Genomic DNA, 25,141 nt, shown 5'->3' on the forward strand with positions numbered 1-25,141 from the left:
GATCCCACTTCTCAAAATAGGTTATGAACGCACGTCACAAGACGCGTTTATGCTTCAAAGGGCAGGTAGATGGCAAACTCAGTATGGCCAGGCCAGCTGTCGCAATCGATGAAACCATGGTGTTGCTCGACCAGTGTTTGGGCAATTGACAAGCCTAATCCAGAACCGCCTTCCTTGTTGGTTACCATAGGGTAGAACAAGGTGGCTTGCATTTCCTGGGCAATGCCGGGGCCGTTATCTGTAACCCTGATCTGCAACGCTTTTTTCATCAGTTGCTTACCGCGTCTGATACGATGACGGATCCGGGTTGATACTTTTATCTCGCCTTGCTCACCCAGTGCCTGTTGTGCGTTGCGGATAATGTTTAACACCACCTGCTGGATCTTCGCCTCATCCATAACCACATCCGGAATGCTCGGGTCATAGTCTTTGACCAGGCGGATCCCGGCAGCACCATCGAGTTCACTGAGCCGGATCACCGATTCCAGCATGCGGTGGACATTGCAAGACTCTTTGCGGGGCAACTCATTGGGGCCCAATAGCCGGTCTACCAGTTCGGTCAGGCGATCTGCTTGTTCAATAATTAACTCTGCGCACTCGTCCCGTTCTTCCTGCTGCACTTCATACTGCAATAATTGCGCCGCTCCTCGGATCCCGCCTAACGGATTTTTTATTTCGTGTGCCAGACCGCGGATCAAGTTGCGGGCAGCCTGATATTGATGGGCCTGATTAAAGGCCTGATCGAATCGCAGTTCTTCATCGATACGCCGACATTCCAGTTGGATAAATGCCCTGTTTTGGAACATAAAACGACGTGCAAACAGGTTCAGTGTGCTGGCGCGATTATCGATGAAGACCACGTCAACCTTGTGTTGCTGGCAATCGACACCGTCTTCCAGTACGTAACGCTGAAGCCGCTTCATGTCGATCATATGGTGATGAAAAATCGCTTCGAATGGCTGGTTTAATAAGCGTTTACTGCCCAGGCCAAGGAGTTCGCTGGCGCTGTTGTTGGCAAAATAGATGGTCAGGTCTTCGGTCAGTAAGATCACTGCAGTGGATAGATTTTGCCATAATTCATGTATTAATTCTGAGGAGGGTTGTGCCATATTGGATCGCCTTGCACCAAGTTGGTGCACAGCAGATTAGCACACCTATTATTATAATCAACGGTTGAGCAAGCTGGCGCGGTGTAGAAAAAAGGTGGTTACTGCACTTTGGGCAACCAGCATGCCTTTGTCATTAAATACTTTCATTTGCAATTTATGTTCCCCCCTGGGCACATCGCGTAACGCAAAAGATGCGGTGCTCTGTTTGGGCCCGGTGGCTTTACCATCAAGAAACAGCTGAACCTGAAAACCATTTGCAAAGCGCGGGGTGACTAAGCCGTTCACATACACGCTGCCACTGTTTTCACGCAGAGTTTGCTGATCGCTGGGGGCTGTAATTTTTGCCTGATAAGAAACGGTGGGCGTGGATTGTGTGGGCGTTAAAATGCTGGTGTCGGTGGCAGGCATGGTGAGCATATTGGTACTCAGTTTTACTTTCTCAGAGCCTTTTTTTGGCACATCGGAGTAGACCCAATTGCCATTTTCGTCTTTCCAGCGGTAGACTTTTTGATCTGACACAGCACTTGCGCTGAACACCAAACAGAGAATCACCCAATAAAGCCGCGACACGATTTCACCTTGCTTAAAAGACACACATTACCAGCTATAACTTTAGTGCTTTTAGTGCAAGTTTACCATTGCACTGGCATGAAAAAAGCCCGCATTGCGGGCTTGAGAACACATATGATTTAAGAGCGCAGAGTCAGCCTGTTCTTTCACGACCAGCGGACTGATCAGTGAGTGAATGCGGCTGAAATAAGCATTCCGGATCGCGCAGTGTGTCAGCTATAGCAGCTCACACACACCAGAACACCGAAAACCAGCTTATACGCTGTAGTACATTTCGAACTCAACCGGGTGAGTTGTCATGTTCAGCTTTTCAACTTCCTGAGATTTCAATGCGATGTACGCGTCGATCAGGTCGTTAGTGAATACGCCACCCTGGATCAGGAATTCACGGTCTGCGTCCAGAGAGTCCAGTGCTTCTTGCAGTGAAGAGGCAACGGTAGGGATCTCTGCAGCTTCTTCAGCTGGCAGGTCGTATAGGTCTTTGTCCATTGCATCGCCAGGGTGGATCTTGTTTTTGATTCCATCAAGGCCTGCCATCAGCATGGCAGAGAATGCTAGGTAAGGGTTGGCAGTTGGATCCGGGAAGCGGACTTCAATACGACGTGCTTTTTCAGACGGTACAACCGGAATACGGATTGACGCAGAGCGGTTACGTGCAGAGTAAGCCAGCATAACAGGTGCTTCGAAGCCAGGTACCAAACGCTTGTAAGAGTTAGTTGAAGCATTGGCAAACGCGTTGATGGCTTTCGCGTGCTTGATGATACCACCGATGTAGTAAAGCGCGTCTTCTGACAGACCGCCGTACTTGTCGCCAGCGAAGATGTTCTTGCCATCTTTACCTAATGACTGGTGACAGTGCATACCTGAACCGTTGTCGCCAACTACTGGCTTAGGCATAAAGGTTGCCGTTTTGCCGTACAGGTGTGCCATGTTGTGGATAACGTATTTCATTTCCTGAATTTCGTCAGCCTTGATAACCATCGTATTGAAGCGCGTTGCGATCTCGTTCTGACCCGCTGTTGCTACTTCATGGTGGTGTGCTTCTACAACCTGACCCATTTCTTCCAGAACAAGACAGGTTGCACTACGCCAGTCACCTGACGAATCAACTGGTGCAACCGGGAAGTAACCGCCTTTAACGCCAGGACGGTGGCCCATGTTGCCTTCTTCGTAGCTTTTGTCTGAGTTCCAGCTCGCTTCTTGCGCATCAATTTTGTACATAGAGCCAGACATATCTGTTTTGAACTTCACGTCGTCAAACAGGAAGAATTCAGGCTCAGGACCGAACAATACTGTGTCAGCAATGCCAGTAGAACGCATGTAGTCTTCAGCGCGTTTTGCAACAGAACGCGGGTCACGCTCGTAACCTTGCATGGTTGAAGGTTCAAGCACGTCACAACGTACAATCAGAGTGGTCTCTTCTGAGAAAGGGTCAAGCTTAGCAGTCGTTGCATCTGGCATCAGTACCATGTCTGATTCGTTAATGCCTTTCCAGCCTGCGATAGATGAGCCGTCGAACATTTTGCCATCTTCAAAGAAGTCTTCATCGGCCTGGTGATGAGGAATAGAAACGTGTTGCTCTTTACCTTTAGTATCCGTGAAACGTAAATCAACGAATTTAACGTCATGTTCTTTAATAAGATCTAAAACCGATTGTGACATGTGTCCTCCGACTCGTAGGGTTATATTTTGTTGCAGTGCTCTGCATTTGCGCACTACTAAGCGTTATTCGTGCCAATTTTTTAACTACATGTTTATAAAGGATTTAGTTTATATCTAAACAAATAAAAAATAGTTTTGCACTAATTTGGTGCGTTAAGGGTGCTGTTGATGCACCATATAGGTGCGTTAAGCACGGTTTTAATCTAGCACAGTTGAAACCGTATCCGGCGGGTCAGAGCGTATTTTATTTTTCGTTGTGGTGGCAAGCTAGGTGGACAGGATAAAGGAGCCTGAACGGCAGTGCGCAGACCCGATGAGTCGTATCTTATAAGTACATAGTGCCGGAGTTTGCTGTGATATGTCAGAGTGCAACCAGCATGAGCAAAGTTCAGATTATCTTGGTCTGAGCGGGTTTTTTGGCTCAATAGTCAATTTCTTTCAATACGATGCGAGCCGTCATACAGACTTCACGCTTGTCTGCAAGGATTAAAAGTTGTGGCCGGATTAGGGGGCAGGTGCTCAGGTATACACAATGACTGCCCTTACTGCGTGTTCTCTGCTGAGTCGGTTCATTGGACACAGACAATTGCGTGTTTAGGCATACTAAGCAGAAAAAAACGCTGGATAAACTTTCATCTGTCACATTATTAGGGGATAATACGCGACCTTTAATTGTGGATCGGCATCTTAGGTGCGCATTTTTGCGCGATTCGACTAGGATCACTGAGGGCCAACTTCTCTGAGTAAAAATATGAGCATTGAAAAGTTAAGAAATATCGCGATCATCGCGCACGTTGACCATGGTAAAACTACCCTAGTCGATAAGCTGCTGGAACAATCTGGCACATTAGAGACACGCGGTGGCAACGAAGAGCGTGTCATGGACTCGAATGATATTGAAAAAGAGCGTGGCATCACCATCCTGGCGAAAAACACCGCCATCGAGTGGAATGACTACCACATCAATATCGTAGACACCCCGGGACACGCCGACTTTGGTGGTGAGGTAGAACGTGTACTTTCAATGGTTGACTCAGTATTGCTACTGGTTGATGCCCAAGAAGGTCCAATGCCACAAACGCGTTTCGTAACGCAAAAAGCATTCGCGCTGGGTCTGAAACCTATTGTTGTTATCAACAAAATCGACAAGCCAGGCGCACGTCCTGATTGGGTTATGGATCAGGTATTTGACCTGTTCGATAACCTAGGTGCCACTGACGAGCAGCTAGACTTCCAGGTTATCTACGCATCAGCGATTAACGGTTGGGCGACATTGGACCTGGACGAGCCGTCAGACAACATGCAGCCTATGTTTGAAGCCATTGTTGAGCAGGTAGAGCAGCCGGATGCAGATCCAGCTGGCGACTTCCAGATGCAGATCTCTCAGCTGGACTACAACTCATACATCGGTGTAATCGGTGTTGGTCGTATCAAGCGCGGTACGGTTAAAGTTAACCAGCAGGTGACCATTGTCGGTGCTGATGGCACGACACGTAACGGTAAAGTAGGTCAGGTTCTGACTTATCTGGGTCTTGATCGTCACGAAGCACAAGAAGCACAGGCAGGTGACATCATCGCTATCACAGGTCTGGGTGAGCTGAAAATCTCTGACACTGTGTGTGATGTAAACGCAGTAGAAGCGTTACCAGCGCTGTCTGTTGATGAGCCGACGGTAACTATGACTTTCTCTGTAAACACGTCTCCGTTCTCGGGTCAGGAAGGTAAATTCGTTACTTCACGTAACATTCTTGAGCGTCTTCAGGCGGAACTGGTACACAACGTTGCATTGCGCGTTGAAGAAACAGATAACCCGGATAGTTTCCGCGTATCTGGCCGTGGTGAATTGCACTTAGGTATCCTGATTGAAAACATGCGCCGTGAAGGTTACGAACTGGCAGTATCTCGTCCAGAGGTAATCCTGCGCGAAGTAGACGGCCAACTGGAAGAACCGTACGAGACAGTGACGGTTGACGTTGAAGAAGAGCACCAGGGTTCTATCATGGAACAACTGGGCCTGCGTAAAGCAGAAATGACGGATATGGCACCAGATGGTAAAGGCCGTATCCGTATGGATTTCATGATGCCTTCTCGTGGCCTGATCGGTTTCCAGACTGACTTCATGACGCTGACTTCTGGTTCTGGTCTGATGTACCACACGTTTGATCACTATGGTCCACACAAAGGTGGCAACATCGGTCAACGTAAGAACGGTGTACTGATTGCAAACGCAGCGGGTAAAGCGCTGACCAACGCTCTGTTCAACCTGCAGGACCGTGGTAAGTTGTTCATCGGTCACGGTGTAGAAGTGTATGAAGGGATGATCATCGGTATTCACGCACGTGACAACGACCTGACTGTTAATGCCCTGAAAGGTAAGCAGCTAACTAACGTACGTGCATCTGGTACTGATGAAGCGCAGAACCTGGTTCCGCCAATCATCATGACGCTTGAGCAGGCACTTGAATTCATCGATGACGATGAGCTGGTAGAAGTAACACCAGAAAGCATCCGTATTCGTAAGAAGCTACTGACAGAGAGCGAGCGTAAACGCGCGAGCCGTCAGGCCAAGTAATCAATTACTTATCGAATACTAAAAAACGCCGCATTAGCGGCGTTTTTTGTTGCTGCAGTTGGCAAGATCAGAATAACCCATAGGCTTCTGTTTCTTCAGGTTCATAGTCTTGTAAGTGATCCGGACGGAAGATGGCGCTGGGGTCCAGCACCAGGCTGTGATGCTCCCCTTGTTTAATCAGCCCTTTCATCATTTTGCGCGTTTGCGGGTCAATTTCAAATCCCATACTGGTCATTTCATGCAGGGACTTGATGTCTGATTCATCGCAGTGAATATTGTCTTCTACCTGATCGACCAGCAGGCCAATGTGTGGGCGCTGACCATCTTGCGTGGTGAAGACAATGATGGGCTTATGGTCGAGAATGATTTGGTCGCGAGCCGATTCAAACAGGCGGATCAGCTTCATAAAGGTGGTGGATTTTTCTTTTTCCAGTAATCTCAGAGCCTCAGTTTTATCGCCCTTGGCATTGATGGTGAGCAGTTTGTCAGCCAGTGCATGCAGCTTATTATGTGGTTCCTCAAAGCGTGCCAATAGCGTGCGCAGGTCATCGTTGTCGGTTTTAAAACTGTAGTACCACTTACCAAAAGCGGATTGCTTTGGATCCTTGGCCTGGGTAAAAGGTTGGTCGTTGTAAATGCAGCGCTCCAGCTCTGCCAGCCAGGCTTTTTGATCTTGCTCTCGCTCCTGCAACATAGTGACCAGAGACTTGTTAATGTCGTAGGAAGACTGGTTATTTAAGATTAAACCCAGATCAAAGATGGGAGTAGGTGTGCCCATGTAGTCTTTGACGCCCATAAAGCTGGGATTATCATTGGGCAGAGAGGTGAGGTTACCTTCGTAGCGCTCGGTCAGCAGGATATCCAATATTTTTAATGAAATGGTTTTTTTCCCTACCCGAAAATTGATTAAGTCCATGTCTGCCTCTGTACGTTAACTTGATGTCCTAAGCATAGACATTATTGAAAGTAAGATCGATACACGCGGGGTTTATTCTCAGTGTCAGATAAACCAAAAATCGTGCGTATCGCCGGGTCTTTTTCCAGTACCTGTTGCATTGCATCTGCCAGGCACGCGCGCTTGACTGGCCTGGGGCAGTAGTCGAGCGCTGAAATAAAAATGGCGGCGTTGAGAAATCCTTCAAAGGTCTGCGGACTGGTTGGTAAGTTTTTTGTGTGAGTTAAAGAACGAAATAAATCACATAATTGCGCCTGGCACTTGCTTGGGTCGGGCACCACTTCACTGATCATCAGCGCTGGTTTGCTGGTCAACTGGGCAAACAGGGCGGTGGAAGAAGTGAAAGAAACACCAGTAAAGGTGCCTTTAAAACCCCGATGCATGGCCTTATCAATAAAAAGTGAGAGGGGCTGATAAGTGCCTATCATGGCTACGGCAGTGACTTCATTGCGCATGATCACTTTGAGGGCTTTGTTGATATCAGCACTGTTGCGCCGAAAGCGGGCCGTTACTTTGGGTTTGAGGCCCCTGGCATTCAGTGCCTGACGAAAGCTTTTTTCCAGCGTCAGGCCAAACTCGTCGGCCTGGATCAACAGGGCAATGGCTTTATGTTCTTGTTCATCCACCAGGTAGCGAACCTGCTCATTGGCTTCGTCCAGATAACTGGCCCGCCAGTTAAACACCGGGTAAGGGGTGTTGAAACGCAGAAAGTCAGCACCGGTAAAGGGCACCAGAAAAGGGAGCTGATGATGCGTCAGGATTGCCTGAATAGCGTGTGCCGTAGGTGTGCCCATGTTGCCAAAGAGCGCCATGACTTTGTGTTGATCAATCAGGTAACGGGTATTTACGACGGTGCGGGCGGGCTCATAGCCATCATCCAGCACCATCAGCGATACTTTGGGGTGGGATCTGTCTGGCAGGCCATTGGCATACTCAAAGTACAGCTGGGCGCCTTGTCTGAGTTGCTGACCAATGTCTTTGGCCGGTCCGCTCAGGGCAACCGACATGCCAAGTTTGAGCACCTCGTCAGCGATGAGCTTAGGGCTGCCCAGCAGGGCGATGCAACAACTCAGGATTGAGATTAATTTCAGCATGTACTTCCGTCACTATTGACCGCAAAGCGGCTTGTCGTTGTTTTTTTGTAGCCAGGTCCAAAGCATCATCTAATACTTTTGGTGGGTGACGTTGTAATAATAGCCGAATCGTTGTGACTTGGGAACTGGCTGATAATCGGTCCAGAAGCACTGGGTGATTGTGACACAGTGTGTTGATCAGGGCCGCGATCTGTTGCTCTCCCGCGGTGGTGTGTGCAAAGTAGTTTAGCTGTTGCATCAGCACAGGATTGGACTCGTTTTGCGGCAGAGTTTTGCACAGCTCAGTGACCAAAGCGCACGAAAAGTCACGATATAACTCACTGAGCTGATTGAACAGCAGGTGCTTAAACCACTGTTGTAATGGCTCAAGTGCGACGGCTTCAGTACAGGGTTTGATCACCAGAACAGCAAACTCACCACTGGCTTTATCCTGTTTAAAGCCCAGTTTGACTGGCCGATACTGGTGGTGCTGCCAGAATCGGAGTAATTGTGTGTTACAGCCAAAACTGCTGCCGAAATAGTCAACCTGGCCACTCAGTTGCTGCTCGGCAAAGCGTAATAACTGGCTGCCAATCTGCTGTCCCTGTTGGTGTGGTGACACGGCGATCCGCACCACCCGTGCCCCGCGTTTTTGTGCCAGTTGTGCATTACCGGTCAGTTGCGCAAGCTGCTGTGCCATTAAATGCCCGGCAGGACGTCGCGTTGCTGCCGCAATATCCTGACTGAGTACGGTATCAAAGCCGCCTTCTAGTTTGAGCAGACACACCGCCACCACAGCCCCTTGCTGCCGGGCAAGGTACAAACGGTTATGCGGGCTGTCGAGCAGCTGGCGCAGATCGTTCACAGAGGTTTGATAATGTGCCAGGACCAATAAGGCAAACACCTGAGACAGGGTATCCTCATCCGCTGCTAACTGTGCGCCCGAACAAGCGCTGAATGCTAAGGTGGCTGTTGCTGTGTGCGAACGTTGATAGTCACAATCCAGTGCAAATAGCTGACGTAACAGGGCTTCGAGCGGATCCCGTTCAGCATAGCGGATCGGCTGACTGAGGGACAAGCTGAGGTGCTGTGGGTGGGTGTGTGTAAGTTGTCTGGCAAAGCGCAGCGTGTAGCCCCGGCCATTGCCTTCATAGCCAATCAAGGTACTGGAAAACACCACTTTGGGATAGGCTTTAAGTAATGCCATGAGTACCGGTACCGGGATTGCGGCGGCCTCATCAACCAGCAGCACATCACAGTTTGGACGTTGTGCAAGTAGTTGATCAGGCGGTATAAAGCGCAGATTAGCAAGCTGATTGAGTTTGTCAGTGACCGGCTCATTCAGTGCAGCACCGAGGTGAACAAAGCTGTTGTGTACGGCACGGCGTTGCTGCGCGCATAGCACAAAACTCAGTTCGGGCAGGCCAGCCGCCAGTCTGCCAAGCAGCGAGGATTTTCCCCGGCCACGATCGGCACTCAGTAATACGGGCCCGGCAGTCGCTTGTTGCAAGTGAGCTGTTAGCTGAGTGAGGGCACGCTGTTGCTCATTGATATCCAAAGTGGCGTGCGGTGCATTATAGCGTGGTGGCAGTAAGTCGCCCTGTGATTGGCTGATCTGCCATACTGAAGCGCTGTTTAGCAGCGTCTGCCAGCGTTGCAGGTAGGGGCTGGACTGCGCGGTTTCGTTATAGGACAGCCAGCGCTCAAGCGCCGGATCGCACCAGCTTTGCCATTGTGACAACGCCGGGGCGAGCACAATCAGCAAGCCTCCGGCTTGTACTGTGCCAGCGGCGGCTGCGAGTGTGTTGGGTACCAGTCCGCTGTAGAGGTCATAGATAACAAATGGGTATTCCTGGCCCAGCACCTGATGTAAATGTTCTGGCCAGCAAGCCCCGGGCAGTGTTGTGTGCTTACTCAGCACTAACGCTGTATTTTGCATGGCAGGGAACAGGCGCTGTACTTCAGTGTAGGTCCACTCCTGTTCGCCGCTGATGAGTAAGAGCTGGCGGTGCCTGGCCTGCGCGAGCTGAGTGAGCAGGCCGGCAAGCTCAGAGTGCTTGCAATCTGGCATAGGCAGTGACCAGCCACTTGCTGCCGACATCGTCAAAATTGACCTGAATACGTGACTGTGCGCCGCTGCCTTCATAGTTGAGTACTGTGCCGGCACCAAATTTAGCATGTAATACGCGCTGACCGAGGCTGAAACCGCTGTCTTCAAATACAGCATGGCTCACCGAGCCGCTGAAACGACCACTGGGCGCTGGGCGTGAAACTTGCGTCTTGATGCGAATTTCTTCCAGACAGTCTTCGGGAATTTCACGCAAAAAGCGTGACGGACTGTGGTATTTTTCCTGACCATACAGGCGGCGGCTTTCCGCGTGGCTGATGTAGAGCTTTTCCATGGCCCGGGTCATGCCGACATAACACAGGCGACGCTCCTCTTCGAGGCGGCCCGATTCTTCGTGGCTTTGCTGCGAAGGGAACATGCCCTCTTCCACGCCCACCATAAAGACCAATGGGAATTCCAGGCCTTTGGCTGAGTGTAGCGTCATCATCTGCACGGCATCTTCGTGCTCGTCGGCCTGGCCTTCGCCAGATTCCAGTGAGGTATAGGCTAAGAAACCTTGTAGTGGCGAGGTGAACTCTTCTTCTACGGGTAAATCAAACTGCCCACAGGCGTTGATCAATTCCTCGAGGTTTTCTACCCGGGCACGGCCTTTTTCACCTTTCTCAGCCTGATACATGGCCAGCAGACCGGATTGCTCTATGGTGGTTTTGGCTTGATCGGCCAGTTCGAGTTCCATTAACTTGTCGTCCAGCTGTTCAACCAGTTCAATGAAACGACGAATGGCGGTGGCGGCGCGGCCAGCCAGGTGGCCTTGCTCCAGCACGGCTTTGGCCGCGTACCACAGGGGGAGTGACTCGGCCCGGGCACAGTCTCGAATATGGCTCAGAGTTTTGTCGCCGATACCGCGTGCTGGGGTGTTGATCACCCGTTCAAACGCGGCGTCGTCATTGCGGTTGCTGATCAGGCGCAGATAAGACAGGGCGTCTTTGATCTCCTGACGTTCGAAGAAGCGCATACCGCCGTAAATGCGATACTTGAGGCCTTCTTGCAACAGCGCTTCTTCCAGCACCCGAGATTGGGCGTTACTACGGTAAAGCACGGCACAGTCGCTCAGTGCGTTACCCCCCTGAAACCAGGACTTAACTTTACCGACCATAAAGCGGGCTTCGTCCAGCTCGTTAAATGCGGCATACACGGATATAGGCTCACCCTGATTACCGTCGGTCCAGAGGCTTTTGCCCATACGCTCAGCATTGTTCTGGATCAGGGCATTAGAGGCTTTTAATATGGTGCCGGTGGAGCGGTAGTTTTGCTCTAGGCGAATCGTTTGCGCGTCGAAGTCAGTTAAGAAGCGTTTGATATTCTCAATCCGAGCGCCTCGCCAACCGTAAATACTTTGGTCGTCATCGCCCACTATCATGATGTTGCTGTCGCTGCCGGCGAGGAGTTTTAGCCATAAATACTGAATGCTGTTGGTATCCTGAAATTCGTCGACCAGCATATGACGGAAGCGCTGCTGGTAATGACGTAGTAGCGTGGGGTTTTGTTGCAGCACTTCGTAGCAGCGCAGCAAAATTTCGGCAAAGTCGACCAGGCCGGCGCGATCACAGGCATCCTGATAGGCAGTATACACCTGCAACATCAATTGCTCGTTGACATCATGGGCGGTGATGTCTTTGGGGCGCTGACCTTCGTCTTTGCGTGCGCTGATATACCAACTGAGCTGTTTAGGTGGCCACTTTTTATCATCGATGTTCATCGATTTCAGCAGGCGTTTGATCATTCTCAGCTGGTCGTCAGAGTCTAAAATCTGAAATGACTCTGGCAGCCTGGCTTCGCGATGATGGGCGCGCAAAATACGATGGGCGAGGCCATGGAAGGTACCGATCCACATACCACCGACCGGGTTTTGTAAGGTTTCTTCGACCCGGGTACGCATCTCTTTGGCGGCTTTGTTGGTAAAGGTCACGGCAAAAATGCTGTATGCAGAAGCCTGTTCAACCTGCATGAGCCAGGCAATGCGATGCACCAGCACCCGGGTTTTACCCGAGCCTGCGCCTGCTAATACCAGCATGTTTTGTAGTGGTGCGGCAACCGCCTCACGTTGTTTGTCGTTTAAGCCATCAAGTAATTCTGATACGTCCATCTTTGCGCCCATCGTCTTTATTCAGCGCAAAGTATACCTAGGGCAGGGCACAAAGCCCAGTTTGGTGCGGGTATTTTGCACATGGTTAAAATTAACCATATGAAAAATATAAGGTTTAAATTTTACATAACCTGTTTTTATATACAGTTATTGATTCAGTACGTCTTTCAGTCGGCGCTGCATTTCATCAACCAGTCGGTCCGGCTGAAATTTAGATAAGAAAACATCACACCCTACCTTCTCTACCATGGCCTTGTTAAAGCTGCCACTGAGTGAAGTATTGAGCACGATATAGAGGTCTTTCAGGCGGCTGTCGTTACGTATTTCGTAGGTTAGGCGGTAGCCATCCATAACCGGCATTTCAGCATCCGTGATCACTGCCATGAGTTCTTTGTTCACGTCTATGCCCTCATCTGCCCAGTGTTGGAGCAGCTTTAGGGCTTCGTGGCCATCGGTTGCGGGTAGCACTTCGATGCCCAGCTGAGCCAGCGTATCGGAAACCTGGCGACGTGCCGTGGGAGAGTCATCCACATGCAAAATCTTGCGGCCCTGAAATTCATTGATGATAGTTTTGTCGAGGATATTTTCGGGGATCACCACGTCATACGCGATGATTTCGGCCAGCACCTTCTCGACGTCAATGATCTCTACCAGTAACTCCTGGTCGCCGCGCTTGAGCTTGGTCAGTGCGGTGAGGTAATGGTTGCGACCCACTGAGCGCGGGGGCGGCATGATATCAGACCAGGTGGTGTTGACGATCTGGTCGACTTTACCCACCAGAAATGCCTGAATGGTTCGGTTATATTCGGTGATCACAAGATTGCTATCACTGTCGTATTCACAATGCGGCATGCAGATCGCCTGGCGTAAATCGATCACCGGAATAGATTCACCCCGAATGGTGGTGACACCTGCTATTTTTGGGTGGGCGTTGGGCATCTTGTTAAGATGCGGCAACTTAACGACTTCTTTGACTTTAAACACATTGAGTGCAAACAGATGTCGGCTGTGCAAATGAAACAACAGTAGCTCGAGGCGGTTTTCTCCCACCAGTTGTGTGCGTTGATCAACGGATGCTAATACTCCGGCCATAAAGCTACCCTAATATATGTACCTTCCCTCAGTATATACTTATTAGTAAATAAATTAATACTTTCTGTGCGCACAAATTGAGCCCAATCAGGCTGAGTCAAACAATGGTGTCTGGCAAGTGTCGTACAAAGGGTTATCTCAGTTGCATAATCCTGATTATTCAGTATGGTAAATCAGAGACTTGCAATATAGGAATGACAATGCCTTTGCTATTTAAGCGTTTGTTGTTGGTATTACAGACGCACATTGATCAGGCCAGTTGGCCGCTGATTGGACTGGCGACTGTGTTGCATATGTGCGTGACCTGGGCATTGCTCTGGCTGGCACAGGAGCACGCATTATTGCCTGTCAGTACCTATATCTATTATTACGTCGTGACCACATCCACAGTGGGTTATGGTGATTTTAGTGCCACGACCGATCTGGGACGCTGGGTTGTGGCCTTATTTCAAATCCCGCTGGGTCTGGCGTTGTTTGGCATTTTGCTGGGCAAAGTTGGGCAACTAATTACAATTTGGGTAAAAAGAGCAATGAAGGGCGATAAAGACTATTCACATCTGAGCGATCATATCATCATCTTTGGCTGGCACACGACACGCACTGAGCGCATGATAGAGTATATTCTGGCTGACAATAAACGCATTGAACGGCGTATTGTGTTGGCTGTGTGTGACGAAATGGAACACCCGTTGCTGCGTTTTTCTGAAGTGGATTTTGTGCGATTGTTGAGCTTTACTGATGATCAACAGTTGGCGCGCACTGGGTTAGCCTATGCGGATAAAATCATTGTTGATGGTCAGGACGACGATCAAACCTTTACCACTGCGCTGAAGCTGAGTCCGATGGTGAAAACGGCCGCGCACATCAGTGCCCATTTTAATGATGAAACCAAGGCACAGCTGTTACGTCAGCATTGCCGGAATGTAGAGTGTTCGACGGCGATGTCAGCTGAGATCCTCGTACGTTCGATGCAGGACCCGGGCTCAAGTCGTATTCAGGAAGAACTGCTCTCCACCCTACATGGCGATACACAGTTTAGTTTGCAGTTGCCGAAGTCACTGACAGCTTTGACATTCGGTCAGCTTTTTATGTATTTCAAAGCGCATCATAATGCGATTTTACTGGGCGTGGCGCGCGACCTCAGTGGCCGTGATATGGATTTAAACCCACCGTTGGATTACGCATTGCAGGGAGGTGATGTGTTACATTATATTGCACCGCAACGCGTACTTCACAGTGAAGTGAACTGGGAGCGAGTATGACAGATCAATTGCTGCTATTAATGGGGGCCTTGTGCTTATATTTGCTGCCAATAGGATTGGTTGCTGGCAGCAAACGCACCCGGGGTCATGAGAAAAATGGTTGGCTGATCGGCACTTTGTTGTTTTCCTGGCTGGCGCTGATCTTGTACTTTTCTATGATCCCCAAAGGCGGAAAGCAGAAAAAGCGCTAACAGATCTGAACCCTGGTCAGGCATTGTTACTCAGTGCCACCTAGCTGGCAGATGTGTGCCCACTCAGCGTCGGTCACAGGCATAATGGACAGACGCCCGGCCTTTTTTAGCGCCAGCTCTGTGATGGCATCATCGGCTTTAATGGCTTTGAGGGTCACAGGTCGGGGCAAATGCTGCTGATAGCATAAAGTGACGCCTACCCAGCGAGGGTTGTCTGTACTGGACTTAGCATCATAATAATCGCTGCTCAGATCAAATTGATGAGGATCGGTCTCTGCTCCTTTGGTGACCGTGGCGATGCCGACCACAGCGGGGATTTTGCAGCTTGAGTGGTAAATAAAGACCTGATCCCCCACTTGTACATCATCGCGCAGAAAGTTGCGGGCCTGATAATTACGTATTCCTTCCCAAAACGTACTTTGCTGTGGTGCCTGCTGCAGATCGTCAATGGAAAATGCGTCGGGTTCGGTTTTAAATAACCAGTATGCCATGTCAATTACCTTGTCAGAGAAAGCCAACTCAGAGTGTATCGCACTCTTGTCCGGCCTGCTACGTGCCCGGGTTAAGCACCTGATTTAACATGCGATGCCTCTCTTTACTTGCACAATAGTGTATAATTACAGGATGAGCTATGCAGTGTAAGAGGTGTGCAATGAGTCAGGCATTACAGGGGTTGCTGGAGCTACTTCAGCTGGAAGAAATCGAACAAGGGATATATCGGGGCCAGAGCCAGGATCTGGGCTTTCCGCAGGTGTTTGGCGGCCAGGTCATGGGCCAGGCCCTCTCCGCAGCTAAATACACTTTGCCAGAAGGCCGCTATGTGCATTCGCTGCATTCGTACTTTTTACGTCCCGGCGATGCGGCTAAACCGATAGTGTACGATGTTGAGAATATCCGTGATGGCCGTAGTTTTAGTACCCGCAGGGTCAGTGCGATTCAGTACGGTAAACCCATCTTTTATATGACCGCGTCTTTTCAGGGGGATGAACCTGGTTTATCCCACCAGTCAGAGATGCCTGAGGTTCCGGGTCCGGAAGCATTGCGATCATCGCTGGAGTTTTATCAGGACAAAGCAGACTTAATTCCTGAGTCGCTACGTGCCAAATTTACTCAGCCGATGCCCATCGAAATGCGTCCGGTGGAGTTTCATAATCCGTTTCAGCCCGAGGTGATGGAACCCACACGCCATGTCTGGTTTAAGGCTAATGGCGCCATGCCTGACGATCGCCGCATTCACAATTACCTGCTGGCCTATGCATCGGATTTTGAGTTCCTGCCCACGGCGTTGCAGCCGCATGGGGTGTCCTTTATGCAAAAAAACATGCAGGTCGCGACCATAGACCATGCGATGTGGTTCCATCGTCCTTTTAGAATGGATGAGTGGTTGCTTTATAGCGTCGACAGTCCCAGTGCCAGCAATGGTCGTGGGCTGGTCAGAGGCCAGTTCTTTAACCGCCAGGGCGAGTTAGTGGCGTCGACTATTCAGGAAGGGGTCATGCGTCAGCGCGAAGCGCGCTGACGCTACAGATGATGCCTTTGATAGCGTAACGTCTCTACAAAGTATCGCGGATGGACTGCCAGATCCTTGCTGGCAGTAAATCATTGAGGTGATCAGACAAAGTGCTGAGCGTTGGCATCGCTGTGATGGTCTGTTGCTCAGTAATACTAATAAAGCCTTGCGTTTGTAATACGCTGATCAGGTTAGTCTGCACCTTTTTATCAAAGAATTCAGGGCTTTTAATGCCGTGTAAAGTACCAAGCCGCTTAGCCAGCACTTCACTTTCACTCTCCAGTGTGGTGCGGGCAATGCCCTGCTCACGCAGCAACAGGCTGACACTGATGGCATAGCGTTCCAGCGTCAGGTGGATCACTTTACCCAGCATCTCCAGCTGTGCCAGCGCTTTGTTGTCTTTTACGACGGATGCCAGGTGACCATCAAAGTCAATCAGGCCCTCCTGAGCGAAGCAGTTTAATACGTCCTCAATATAGTCTTCACGTAGTTCATGCATAAACCACTCTTTGGCAAACAACGGATATAAAGTACTCAGGCGGGCCTGACACTCCGTGACCGTGACGCTGTAGCGGTTAAACAGTATCTGCGCAATAACACTGGGGACGGCGAACAGATGCAAAATATTGTTGCGATAATAGTTAAACAGGGTGCGCTCTTTTTCCCTGATCGTGATGATCTCACCCAGTTCATCCGCCAGTACATCGAACTTATCCAGCTTCAGCGCATGATTTAACAGTGCCTCGGCATCTTCATCTGGCGCCGTGACATTGGCGTCATAGCGTGCCTGGTTTTGCAGGGTGAGATAAAAGCGCATTTGTGTCAGCAGCTTTTGTCTGCTCAGTGCAAATTGTTCATTACACAGCAATATCATGGCCAGCAGGTTGATGGAGTTCAGTGCTGCGCTGGCATTGATGTTGGTCATGATGCGATCCGCCACCAGAGCTACCTGACCATTGAGCCACTGCGGTTTGGCGCCCTCACCCTGACCAATGGCGTCGCGCCAGTCAGCCTGGTGTTCGTTGAGATATTGATTAAGGTGGATGGGGTCTCCGAAGTTCAGGTAACCACGCCCGTAGTTTTTAAGGTTTTTAATGGCCTTAAACACCCCAGCGACGGATTCATTCTTTTTACTGTTGCCGGCCAGCTCTTTGAGGTAGGTGTTGATCTCCATGACATGCTCGTAGCCGATGTAGACCGGGACGATGGAGATGGGTCGATCGATCCCGCGCAACATAGATTGCATCGTCATGGCCAGCATGCCGGTTTTGGGTGGCAATAAGCGCCCTGTGCGACTGCGGCCACCTTCGGTGTAAAACTTGACTGAATAACCTTTAATGAACAGCTGAGTCAGATACTCTTTAAAAATTGTGGAGTAGAGTTTGTTACCGGCAAATGAGCGACGAATAAAGAACGCGCCACAGCGTCTGAAAATGCCACCGGCCGGGAAGAAGTTCAGGTTCACCCCGGCTGCAATATGTGGCGGTACCAGACCCTGGTGATAAATCACGTAGGTCAGCAGCAGGTAATCCATGTGGCTGCGATGGCAGGGCACATAAATGATTTCGTGGCCTTTATCGGCCAGGTCATGCACCCGTTCGGCATTTTTGACTTCGATGCCGTTATAGAGTTTATTCCACAGCCAGGTCAATACGCGATCGCCCACGCGAACCATGGCTTCTGAATAGTTGGCGGCAACTTCTTCCAGCAGCTCCAGCGCTTTTAAGCGTGCCTCATCATGACTCAACCCTTTAGATTTGGCTTCATCGGCAATGGCGCGTTTGACTGTGGGGGCAGCCAGCAGGGAATTGAACAGAGCTTCGCGCGACGGTAATCTGGGTCCGGTTGCAGCCAACTTTTGACGGTGAAAATGTACCCGAGCTACGCGCAGCAGTTTATGAGGTAACTCGTCGACGTCCGCTTTGTCTGTCATGAGCTGATCCAGGGCGATGGGGGCAGAGAAGCGCACCAGGTTGTCGCGACCAGAAAACAGCACGACCATGGCCTTGCGTAACCAGCTGGGGGTCAATGAATGGCTGAATAAGGTACCTATACCAGGCTTTTCTTTACCAGGATTACGGCCCCACAACACAGTCACCGGGATCACTTGTGCTTTGATGTCCGGGTGGGCACGCAATGCAGAGAAAATCGCTTTACCCTGATCAATGGCCGGGCTGGGCCCTGCGGTTTTGCTCAGCAGGGGCGTAGGGTTTTTGATACCAATAAAGCGCGGCAGTGTTTTACTCCCTAAAACCTGATCCTGCATCGGGCTTGGCAGTCCCAGCTTTTTACACATCGCATTGAGTGCAGCCAGATCCGCCCGCGAGTTGAGTCGGGCAACATAAAAGGTGGGCAAGCTTGGGTCCAGGTTGAACTGCGACACGGGGTCAGCCGGCAACAGTTTGCTTCTGACCAGTAAGCAGTTGGTCCATTGGGCCACTCGGTTGAGCCCCTGAGAAAGTAAGCGCATAGCAGTACCAGATTCGTATTTTTGCTGTATAGAATATCAGGCTTTAACTGGACTGACCATTTGTGTCAGTACAATGACAAGGACGGTGCAGGCAATCCTTTGTATAAAGTATAGACCCCTTGTGCCACTTACAGTGAGGACGAGCCATGCAACAAATAATTTTGCAATAATTGTTGCATTTATCGCCAGTCTCATTATAATGCTCAAACTTTCTGTGATTCGTCACACGAAAGTCATACATAGGCCTGGATTTCAGGCACGTAAACAGGAACTCCGATTTGGAGTTCAATGGTAGAAATAGAAGAACAACCGACCTCTTATATTTTGAGATGGCCTCGGGGGTTTTTTTATGCTCTTTTTAAATGCTCTTTTAATTGAGGTTTAAGAATGTCAAATCAACGCATTCGTATTCGCCTAAAAGCTTTTGACCACCGTTTGATTGACCAATCAACGGCGGAAATCGTGGAAACTGCGAAACGCACTGGCGCTCAGGTACGTGGTCCAATCCCACTTCCTACTCGCTTTGAACGTTTCACTGTATTGATCTCTCCGCACGTAAACAAAGACGCGCGTGATCAGTATGAAATCCGCACCCACAAACGTCTGATCGACATCGTAGAACCAACTGACAAGACTGTAGACGCTCTAATGCGCCTAGACCTTGCTGCTGGTGTTGATGTTCAAATCAGCCTGGGTTAATCGAAAGATTAGAGAGGTTTTAGGAAAATGGCATTAGGTCTAGTCGGTCGTAAAGTGGGTATGACACGCATCTTCACTGAAGATGGTGTATCTATCCCTGTGACAGTTATCGAAGCGACTCCTAACCGTGTTACTCAGATCAAATCTGACGCAACAGACGGTTATGACGCGCTTCAAGTTACTGCAGGCGAGAAAAAAGCAAGCCGTGTAAACAAACCAGAAGCGGGTCACTTCGCTAAAGCTGGTGTTGAAGCGGGTCGCGGCCTGTGGGAATTCCGTCTTAACGGCGGTGAAGGTGAGTTTGAAGTAGGTGCTGAGCTTACTGTTGAGCTATTCAACGAAGTAAACAAAGTAGACGTTACTGGTACTTCAAAAGGTAAAGGTTTCCAAGGTGGTGTTAAGCGCTGGAATTTCAGCACACAAGACGCTACTCACGGTAACTCTCTATCTCACCGTGCTCCTGGTTCAATCGGTCAAAACCAATCACCTGGTAAGGTGTTTAAAGGTAAGAAAATGGCTGGTCAAATGGGTAATGTGCAAACAACTACTCAGAACCTAGAGCTAGTACGTGTTGACGCTGAGCGTAATCTGCTTTTAGTTAAAGGTGCAGTACCTGGCGCTATCGGCGGCGACGTTATCGTTAAACCAGCTGTTAAAGCTTAAGTCCTGGAGATTTAGTGATGGAATTAGCAATTAAAGGCGCTGGTGCGCTTGAAGTTTCCGAAGCTACTTTTGGACGTGAGTTTAACGAAGCATTAGTACACCAAGTAGTTGTTGCTTTCGCAGCAGGTGCTCGTCAGGGTACTAAAGCTCAGAAGACACGTTCTGAAGTTGCTGGTGGTGGTAAAAAACCATTCCGCCAAAAAGGTACTGGCCGTGCACGTGCTGGTACAATCCGCAGCCCAATCTGGCGCAGCGGTGGTGTGAGCTTTGCAGCTAAGCCGCAAGATCACAGCCAAAAAGTTAACCGTAAGATGTATCGCGGTGCGATCAAGAGCATTCTTTCTGAGCTTGTTCGTCAAGATCGTCTAGTAGTTGTTGAAGAATTTGGTCTAGAAGCACCAAAGACTAAAGAACTAGTAGCTAAGCTGAAAGAGCTTGAGCTTAAAGACGTATTAATCGTGACTGAAGAAGTAGATGAGAATCTATTCCTTTCTGCACGTAACCTGTACAAGGTTGACACGCGTGATGTAGCTGGCATCGACCCAGTAAGCCTAATCGCTTTCGATAAGGTACTGATTACTGCTGCTGCTGTTAAGCAACTTGAGGAGGCGCTAGCATGATCCGTGAAGAACGTCTTTTAAAAGTAATCCTTGCTCCACACATCTCTGAGAAAAGCACTGTGTCTGCTGAAGAGAACAACACGATTGTTTTCAAAGTAGTTAAAGATGCAAACAAAGCAGAAATCAAAGCTGCTGTTGAGAAGCTTTTCGAAGTAGAAGTAACTGGTGTTCGCACGCTAAATGTTAAGGGTAAAACTAAGCGTACAGGCATGCGTTTCGGCCGTCGTTCAGACTGGAAGAAAGCCTACGTTACTCTTAAAGAAGGCAGCGAGCTAGACTTTGTCGGCGGCGCCGAGTAATAAGGGGAGTTAGAATTATGGCACTTCAAAAGTGTAAACCAACTTCTGCGGGTCGTCGTCACGTCGTTAAAGTGGTTAACCCTGATCTGCACAAGGGTAAGCCTTACGCTCCGCTATTAGAGAAAAACTCTAAATCAGGTGGTCGTAACAACAACGGTCGTATCACGGTTCGTCACATCGGTGGTGGTCACAAGCAACACTACCGTGTAATCGACTTTAAACGCACTAAAGATGGCATCCCAGCTAAAGTAGAGCGTCTAGAGTACGATCCTAACCGTAGCGCAAACATCGCTCTTGTATTATATGCAGACGGTGAGCGTCGTTACATCATCGCACCTAAAGGTGTTCAAGCAGGTGATGCAATCCAGTCTGGTGTTGATGCACCAATCAAAGCTGGTAATGCAATGCCTATGCGTAACATCCCAGTAGGTACAACGGTACACAATGTTGAGCTTAAGCCTGGTAAAGGTGCTCAGATTGCCCGTTCTGCTGGTGCATATGTACAGATCCTAGCGCGTGAAGGCCAGTACGTGACTCTACGTCTACGTTCAGGCGAAATGCGTAAAGTTGAAGCGGATTGTCGCGCAACTATCGGTGAAGTAGGTAACGCTGAACACATGCTACGTTCACTAGGTAAAGCTGGTGCAACTCGCTGGCGTGGTGTTCGTCCTACAGTTCGTGGTGTTGCCATGAACCCGGTAGACCACCCACACGGTGGTGGTGAGGGTCGTACATCTGGTGGTCGTCACCCTGTGTCTCCATGGGGTAAGCCGACTAAAGGTGCTAAGACACGTAAGAACAAGCGTACTGATAAATTTATCGTACGTCGTCGTACTAAGTAATAGTTGAGGAATTGCCATGCCACGTTCTCTCAAGAAGGGTCCATTCATTGACCTACACTTGCTGAAGAAGGTAGAGAAGGCGTTGGAAAGCGGTGACAAGAAGCCTATCAAGACTTGGAGCCGTCGTTCAATGATCATCCCTAACATGATCGGATTGACCATCGCTGTCCATAATGGTCGTCAGCACGTACCTGTATTCGTTACAGACGAAATGATCGGTCACAAACTAGGTGAATTTGCACCTACACGTACTTACCGCGGTCACGCTGCGGATAAGAAAGCTAAAAAGCGTTAATCGGAGGGTATGATGGAAGCATTAGCTAAACACAAATTCGCCTCTGGTTCGGCGCAAAAAGCACGTCTAGTTGCAGATCAGATCCGCGGACTTCCGGTTGATCGCGCGCTAGAAATCCTAGCGTACAGCCCAAAGAAAGCGGCTGTATTAGTTAAGAAAGTACTTGAGTCTGCTATCGCTAACGCGGAGCACAACGAAGGTGCTGACATTGATGAGCTTAAAGTGGCTAAAGTATTTGTAGACGAAGGTCCTACAATGAAACGTATTATGCCACGTGCTAAAGGACGCGCAGACCGCATCCTTAAGCGTTCAAGCCACATCACTGTTGTGGTTTCAGATAGCTAGGAGATATAAGTAATGGGACAAAAAGTTCATCCTACTGGTATTCGCCTAGGTATCTCAAAGCCTTGGGTTTCTACCTGGTACGCGAATTCAAAAGATTTCTCTGAGCAGCTTTTTGGTGATCACAAAGTGCGTCAATACCTTACTAAGGAATTGAAAAACGCTTCTGTGTCTAAAATCGTTATTGAGCGTCCAGCTAAATCTATCCGTGTAACAATTCACACAGCTCGTCCTGGTGTTGTTATCGGTAAAAAAGGTGAAGACGTTGAAAAGCTTCGCCACGCTGTAACTAAGCTTGCTGGTGTACCTGCGCAAATCAACATCGCAGAAGTACGTAAGCCAGAGCTTGATGCACAACTAGTTGCTGACGGTATCTCTTCACAGCTAGAGCGTCGTGTTATGTTCCGTCGTGCGATGAAGCGCGCGGTACAGAACGCAATGCGTCTGGGTGCAAAGGGTATCAAAGTTGAAGTTAGCGGCCGTCTAGGCGGTGCTGAAATCGCACGTTCTGAGTGGTACCGTGAAGGTCGTGTACCTCTACACACTCTACGTGCTGACATCGACTACGCAACTTCTGAAGCTTTGACCACTTACGGTATCATCGGTGTTAAAGTTTGGATCTTCAAAGGCGAAGTTATCGGTGGTCTTCCACTGAAACAAGAAGCTGAGAAGCCAGCCAAGCGCGCTCCGAAGAAAGCTAAAAAAAGTGCTAAGTAAGAGGTAGCGACTAATGTTACAGCCAAAACGTACAAAATTCCGTAAAGTGCACAAAGGCCGCAACCGTGGTCTTGCAACTAGCGGTAATAAAGTTAGCTTCGGTTCTTTCGGCTTGAAAGCGACTGGCCGTGGCCGTATGACTGCTCGTCAAATCGAAGCAGCTCGTCGTGCTATGACACGTCACGTAAAGCGTCAAGGTAAAATCTGGATCCGTGTGTTCCCAGATAAGCCAATTACAGAAAAGCCGCTTGAAGTTCGTATGGGTAAAGGTAAAGGTTCTGTTGAATACTGGGTTGCTGAAATTCAGCCTGGTAAAGTACTTTACGAGATGGAAGGTGTGCCGGAAGAGCTTGCTCGCGAAGCATTCAACCTAGCTGCTCGTAAATTACCTTTCAAAACCACTTTTGTAACTCGGACGGTAATGTAAATGAAAGCTAGCGAACTTAAAGACAAAAGCGTAGAAGAGCTAAATGCTGAACTTCTAGAGCTTCTGCGTGAGCAGTTCAACCTGCGCATGCAAGCGAGCACTGGTCAGCTGGCTCAAACTCACGAGCTGAAAAAAGTACGTCGCAATATTGCGCGTGTTAAAACGGTTATCAACCAGAAGGCAGGTGCATAATGAGCGATAAGATCCGTACTCTTCAAGGTCGTGTAGTTAGCGACAAAATGGACAAGTCAATCGTTGTTGCTATCGAGCGTCAGGTTAAGCACCCGATCTACGGTAAATTCATCAAGCGTACAACTAAGTTGCACGCACATGATGAAAACAATACTGCGCAAGCAGGCGATACAGTGACTATCCGTGAATGTGCACCGATCTCTAAGAAAAAATCTTGGACTTTGGTAGACGTTCTGGTTCGTCCTAAGAAAGCTTAATTTTTATTAATTAAGTTTGTCTTGAAAGCCCCGGCCTTTTGGCCGGGGCTTTTGCGTTTGGGGCGGTCAGAGCATGTAAGGGGTCGTTTGAATAAAATGACTATCCATGAATGTGCGTCACCACCCCCTAAGAAAACATCCTGGACTTTGGTAGACGTTCTGGTTCGTCCTAAGAAAGCTTAATTTTTATTAATTAAGTTTGTCTTGAAAGCCCCGGCCTTTTGGCCGGGGCTTTTGCGTTTGGGGCGGTCAGAGCATGTAAGGGGTCGTTTGAATAAAATGACTATCCATGAATGTGCGTCACCACCCCCTAAGAAAACATCCTGGACTTTGGTAGACGTTCTGGTTCGTCCTAAGAAAGCTTAATTTTTATTAATTAAGTTTGTCTTGAAAGCCCCGGCCTTTTGGCCGGGGCTTTTGCGTTTGGGGCGGTCAGAGCATGTAAGGGGTCGTTTGAATAAAATGACTATCCATGAATGTGCGTCACCACCCCCTAAGAAAACATCCTGGACTTTGGTAGACGTTCTGGTTCGTCCTAAGAAAGCTTAATTTTTATTAATTAAGTTTGTCTTGAAAGCCCCGGCCTTTTGGCCGGGGCTTTTGCGTTTGGGGCGGTCAGAGCATGTAAGGGGTCGTTTGAATAAAATGACTATCCGTGAATGTGCGTCACCACCAAAACCCCCTAAGAAAACATTCTGGACTTTGGTAGACGTTCTGGTTCGTCCTAAGAAAGCTTAATTTTAGTTTTTAACTAAATTGAACTTTTGCATTTGGGGCGGTCAGGTTATTTTTGGGGTTGCCTGAATAGAATGACTATCCATGGATGTGCGTCACCACCAAAACCCCCTAAGAAAACATCCTGGACTTTGGTAGACGTTCTGGTTCGTCCTAAGAAAGCTTAATTTTTATTAATTAAGTTTGTCTTGAAAGCCCCGGCCTTTTGGCCGGGGCTTTTGCGTTTGGGGCGGTCAGAGCATGTAAGGGGTCGTTTGAATAAAATGACTATCCATGAATGTGCGTCACCACCCCCTAAGAAAACATCCTGGACTTTGGTAGACGTTCTGGTTCGTCCTAAGAAAGCTTAATTTTTATTAATTAAGTTTGTCTT

25 protein-coding genes are annotated in these 25,141 nt (G+C 49.1%); 15 read left to right on the forward strand and 10 right to left on the reverse strand.

What is annotated here, in order from left to right:
• Nucleotides 1-47: 47 nt before the first annotated feature.
• The 3 genes from glnL to glnA all read right to left on the reverse strand — a co-directional run bounded on the left by glnL (nt 48) and on the right by glnA (nt 3,341).
• Nucleotides 48-1,109: a nitrogen regulation protein NR(II) gene (gene glnL, locus PRUB_RS07460; RefSeq protein ID WP_010386142.1), complete on the reverse strand. Its 1,062-nt coding sequence runs from the start codon at nt 1,107-1,109 to the stop codon at nt 48-50.
• Between the two features lie 57 nt (nt 1,110-1,166).
• Nucleotides 1,167-1,703, reverse strand: coding sequence for a DUF4124 domain-containing protein (locus tag PRUB_RS07465; RefSeq protein ID WP_010386143.1), 537 nt, complete (start codon nt 1,701-1,703; stop codon nt 1,167-1,169).
• A 231-nt stretch (nt 1,704-1,934) separates the two neighbouring features.
• Complete coding sequence (gene glnA / locus PRUB_RS07470; RefSeq protein ID WP_010386144.1) at nt 1,935-3,341, reverse strand: glutamate--ammonia ligase; 1,407 nt, start codon at nt 3,339-3,341, stop codon at nt 1,935-1,937.
• 751 nt (nt 3,342-4,092) lie between these two features.
• Between glnA and typA the strand changes: the two genes are divergently transcribed.
• Nucleotides 4,093-5,913, forward strand: coding sequence for a translational GTPase TypA (gene typA, locus PRUB_RS07475; protein ID WP_010386145.1), 1,821 nt, complete (start codon nt 4,093-4,095; stop codon nt 5,911-5,913).
• Nucleotides 5,914-5,980: 67 nt separating this feature from the next.
• Here the strand turns inward: typA and PRUB_RS07480 are convergent, their stop codons facing one another.
• From PRUB_RS07480 to PRUB_RS07500, 5 genes are all read right to left on the reverse strand, one after another.
• Nucleotides 5,981-6,829 (reverse strand): chemotaxis protein CheW, encoded by an 849-nt coding sequence (locus tag PRUB_RS07480; protein WP_010386146.1) that lies wholly within the window; start codon nt 6,827-6,829, stop codon nt 5,981-5,983.
• Between the two features lie 41 nt (nt 6,830-6,870).
• Nucleotides 6,871-7,962: an ABC transporter substrate-binding protein gene (locus PRUB_RS07485; protein ID WP_010386147.1), complete on the reverse strand. Its 1,092-nt coding sequence runs from the start codon at nt 7,960-7,962 to the stop codon at nt 6,871-6,873.
• Nucleotides 7,907-10,042, reverse strand: coding sequence for a GNAT family N-acetyltransferase (locus PRUB_RS07490; RefSeq protein WP_162144650.1), 2,136 nt, complete (start codon nt 10,040-10,042; stop codon nt 7,907-7,909). The genes PRUB_RS07485 and PRUB_RS07490 overlap by 56 nt, the downstream gene beginning before the upstream one ends.
• Nucleotides 9,990-12,155 carry a DNA helicase II gene (uvrD, locus tag PRUB_RS07495; RefSeq protein WP_010386151.1) on the reverse strand — a complete coding sequence of 722 codons (2,166 nt, stop codon included), beginning with the start codon at nt 12,153-12,155 and terminating at the stop codon, nt 9,990-9,992. The genes PRUB_RS07490 and uvrD overlap by 53 nt, the downstream gene beginning before the upstream one ends.
• Before the next feature lie 147 nt (nt 12,156-12,302).
• Nucleotides 12,303-13,247, reverse strand: a complete 945-nt coding sequence (locus PRUB_RS07500; RefSeq protein WP_010386153.1) for a chemotaxis protein CheV — start codon at nt 13,245-13,247, stop codon at nt 12,303-12,305.
• A gap of 200 nt (nt 13,248-13,447) precedes the next feature.
• On the opposite strand from PRUB_RS07500, the gene PRUB_RS07505 reads away from it, so the two are divergent.
• Together PRUB_RS07505 and PRUB_RS07510 are read left to right on the forward strand one after the other, a co-directional pair.
• The gene (locus tag PRUB_RS07505; protein WP_010386155.1) at nt 13,448-14,509 is read left to right on the forward strand and encodes a potassium channel family protein; all 1,062 of its coding nucleotides are present in this window, start codon (nt 13,448-13,450) and stop codon (nt 14,507-14,509) included.
• Complete coding sequence (locus tag PRUB_RS07510) at nt 14,506-14,700, forward strand: hypothetical protein (protein WP_010386157.1); 195 nt, start codon at nt 14,506-14,508, stop codon at nt 14,698-14,700. The genes PRUB_RS07505 and PRUB_RS07510 overlap by 4 nt, the downstream gene beginning before the upstream one ends.
• 26 nt (nt 14,701-14,726) lie before the next feature.
• On the opposite strand, the gene PRUB_RS07515 is transcribed toward PRUB_RS07510, so the two are convergent.
• A complete protein-coding gene (locus PRUB_RS07515; RefSeq protein WP_010386159.1) occupies nt 14,727-15,191 on the reverse strand; it encodes an EVE domain-containing protein in 465 nt (154 codons plus the stop codon).
• A 161-nt stretch (nt 15,192-15,352) separates the two neighbouring features.
• Here PRUB_RS07515 and tesB point away from each other — a divergent pair, with 161 nt between their 5' ends.
• Nucleotides 15,353-16,219 (forward strand): acyl-CoA thioesterase II, encoded by an 867-nt coding sequence (gene tesB, locus PRUB_RS07520; RefSeq protein ID WP_010386160.1) that lies wholly within the window; start codon nt 15,353-15,355, stop codon nt 16,217-16,219.
• A 34-nt stretch (nt 16,220-16,253) separates the two neighbouring features.
• On the opposite strand, the gene plsB is transcribed toward tesB, so the two are convergent.
• Nucleotides 16,254-18,680 carry a glycerol-3-phosphate 1-O-acyltransferase PlsB gene (plsB, locus tag PRUB_RS07525; RefSeq protein WP_010386161.1) on the reverse strand — a complete coding sequence of 809 codons (2,427 nt, stop codon included), beginning with the start codon at nt 18,678-18,680 and terminating at the stop codon, nt 16,254-16,256.
• 387 nt (nt 18,681-19,067) lie between these two features.
• On the opposite strand from plsB, the gene rpsJ reads away from it, so the two are divergent.
• Genes rpsJ through rpsQ form a run of 11 tightly spaced genes read left to right on the forward strand, consistent with a single transcriptional unit; the run spans nt 19,068 to nt 24,033 of the window.
• Nucleotides 19,068-19,379: a 30S ribosomal protein S10 gene (gene rpsJ, locus PRUB_RS07530; protein WP_005495349.1), complete on the forward strand. Its 312-nt coding sequence runs from the start codon at nt 19,068-19,070 to the stop codon at nt 19,377-19,379.
• Nucleotides 19,380-19,406: 27 nt separating this feature from the next.
• Nucleotides 19,407-20,042, forward strand: coding sequence for a 50S ribosomal protein L3 (gene rplC, locus PRUB_RS07535; protein WP_010386162.1), 636 nt, complete (start codon nt 19,407-19,409; stop codon nt 20,040-20,042).
• A gap of 17 nt (nt 20,043-20,059) precedes the next feature.
• Nucleotides 20,060-20,662 carry a 50S ribosomal protein L4 gene (rplD, locus tag PRUB_RS07540; protein WP_010386164.1) on the forward strand — a complete coding sequence of 201 codons (603 nt, stop codon included), beginning with the start codon at nt 20,060-20,062 and terminating at the stop codon, nt 20,660-20,662.
• Nucleotides 20,659-20,961 carry a 50S ribosomal protein L23 gene (rplW, locus tag PRUB_RS07545; protein WP_010386165.1) on the forward strand — a complete coding sequence of 101 codons (303 nt, stop codon included), beginning with the start codon at nt 20,659-20,661 and terminating at the stop codon, nt 20,959-20,961. Before rplD ends, rplW begins: the two co-directional genes overlap by 4 nt.
• Before the next feature lie 17 nt (nt 20,962-20,978).
• Nucleotides 20,979-21,803: a 50S ribosomal protein L2 gene (rplB, locus tag PRUB_RS07550; RefSeq protein WP_010386166.1), complete on the forward strand. Its 825-nt coding sequence runs from the start codon at nt 20,979-20,981 to the stop codon at nt 21,801-21,803.
• Nucleotides 21,804-21,819: 16 nt separating this feature from the next.
• Entirely contained in the window at nt 21,820-22,098 is a 279-nt protein-coding gene (gene rpsS, locus PRUB_RS07555) for a 30S ribosomal protein S19 (RefSeq protein WP_010367084.1), read from the forward strand.
• Nucleotides 22,099-22,110: 12 nt separating this feature from the next.
• Nucleotides 22,111-22,443, forward strand: coding sequence for a 50S ribosomal protein L22 (rplV, locus tag PRUB_RS07560; RefSeq protein WP_010386167.1), 333 nt, complete (start codon nt 22,111-22,113; stop codon nt 22,441-22,443).
• 12 nt (nt 22,444-22,455) lie between these two features.
• The gene (gene rpsC, locus PRUB_RS07565; protein WP_010386168.1) at nt 22,456-23,157 is read left to right on the forward strand and encodes a 30S ribosomal protein S3; all 702 of its coding nucleotides are present in this window, start codon (nt 22,456-22,458) and stop codon (nt 23,155-23,157) included.
• 13 nt (nt 23,158-23,170) lie between these two features.
• Entirely contained in the window at nt 23,171-23,584 is a 414-nt protein-coding gene (gene rplP, locus PRUB_RS07570; RefSeq protein ID WP_010386169.1) for a 50S ribosomal protein L16, read from the forward strand.
• Nucleotides 23,585-23,776 (forward strand): 50S ribosomal protein L29, encoded by a 192-nt coding sequence (gene rpmC / locus PRUB_RS07575; RefSeq protein ID WP_010376372.1) that lies wholly within the window; start codon nt 23,585-23,587, stop codon nt 23,774-23,776. It abuts the gene before it with no gap.
• Nucleotides 23,776-24,033 carry a 30S ribosomal protein S17 gene (gene rpsQ / locus PRUB_RS07580; protein WP_010386170.1) on the forward strand — a complete coding sequence of 86 codons (258 nt, stop codon included), beginning with the start codon at nt 23,776-23,778 and terminating at the stop codon, nt 24,031-24,033. Before rpmC ends, rpsQ begins: the two co-directional genes overlap by 1 nt.
• Nucleotides 24,034-25,141: the final 1,108 nt, after the last annotated feature.

This window comes from Pseudoalteromonas rubra, assembly GCF_000238295.3.
Lineage (GTDB): Bacteria > Pseudomonadota > Gammaproteobacteria > Enterobacterales > Alteromonadaceae > Pseudoalteromonas > Pseudoalteromonas rubra.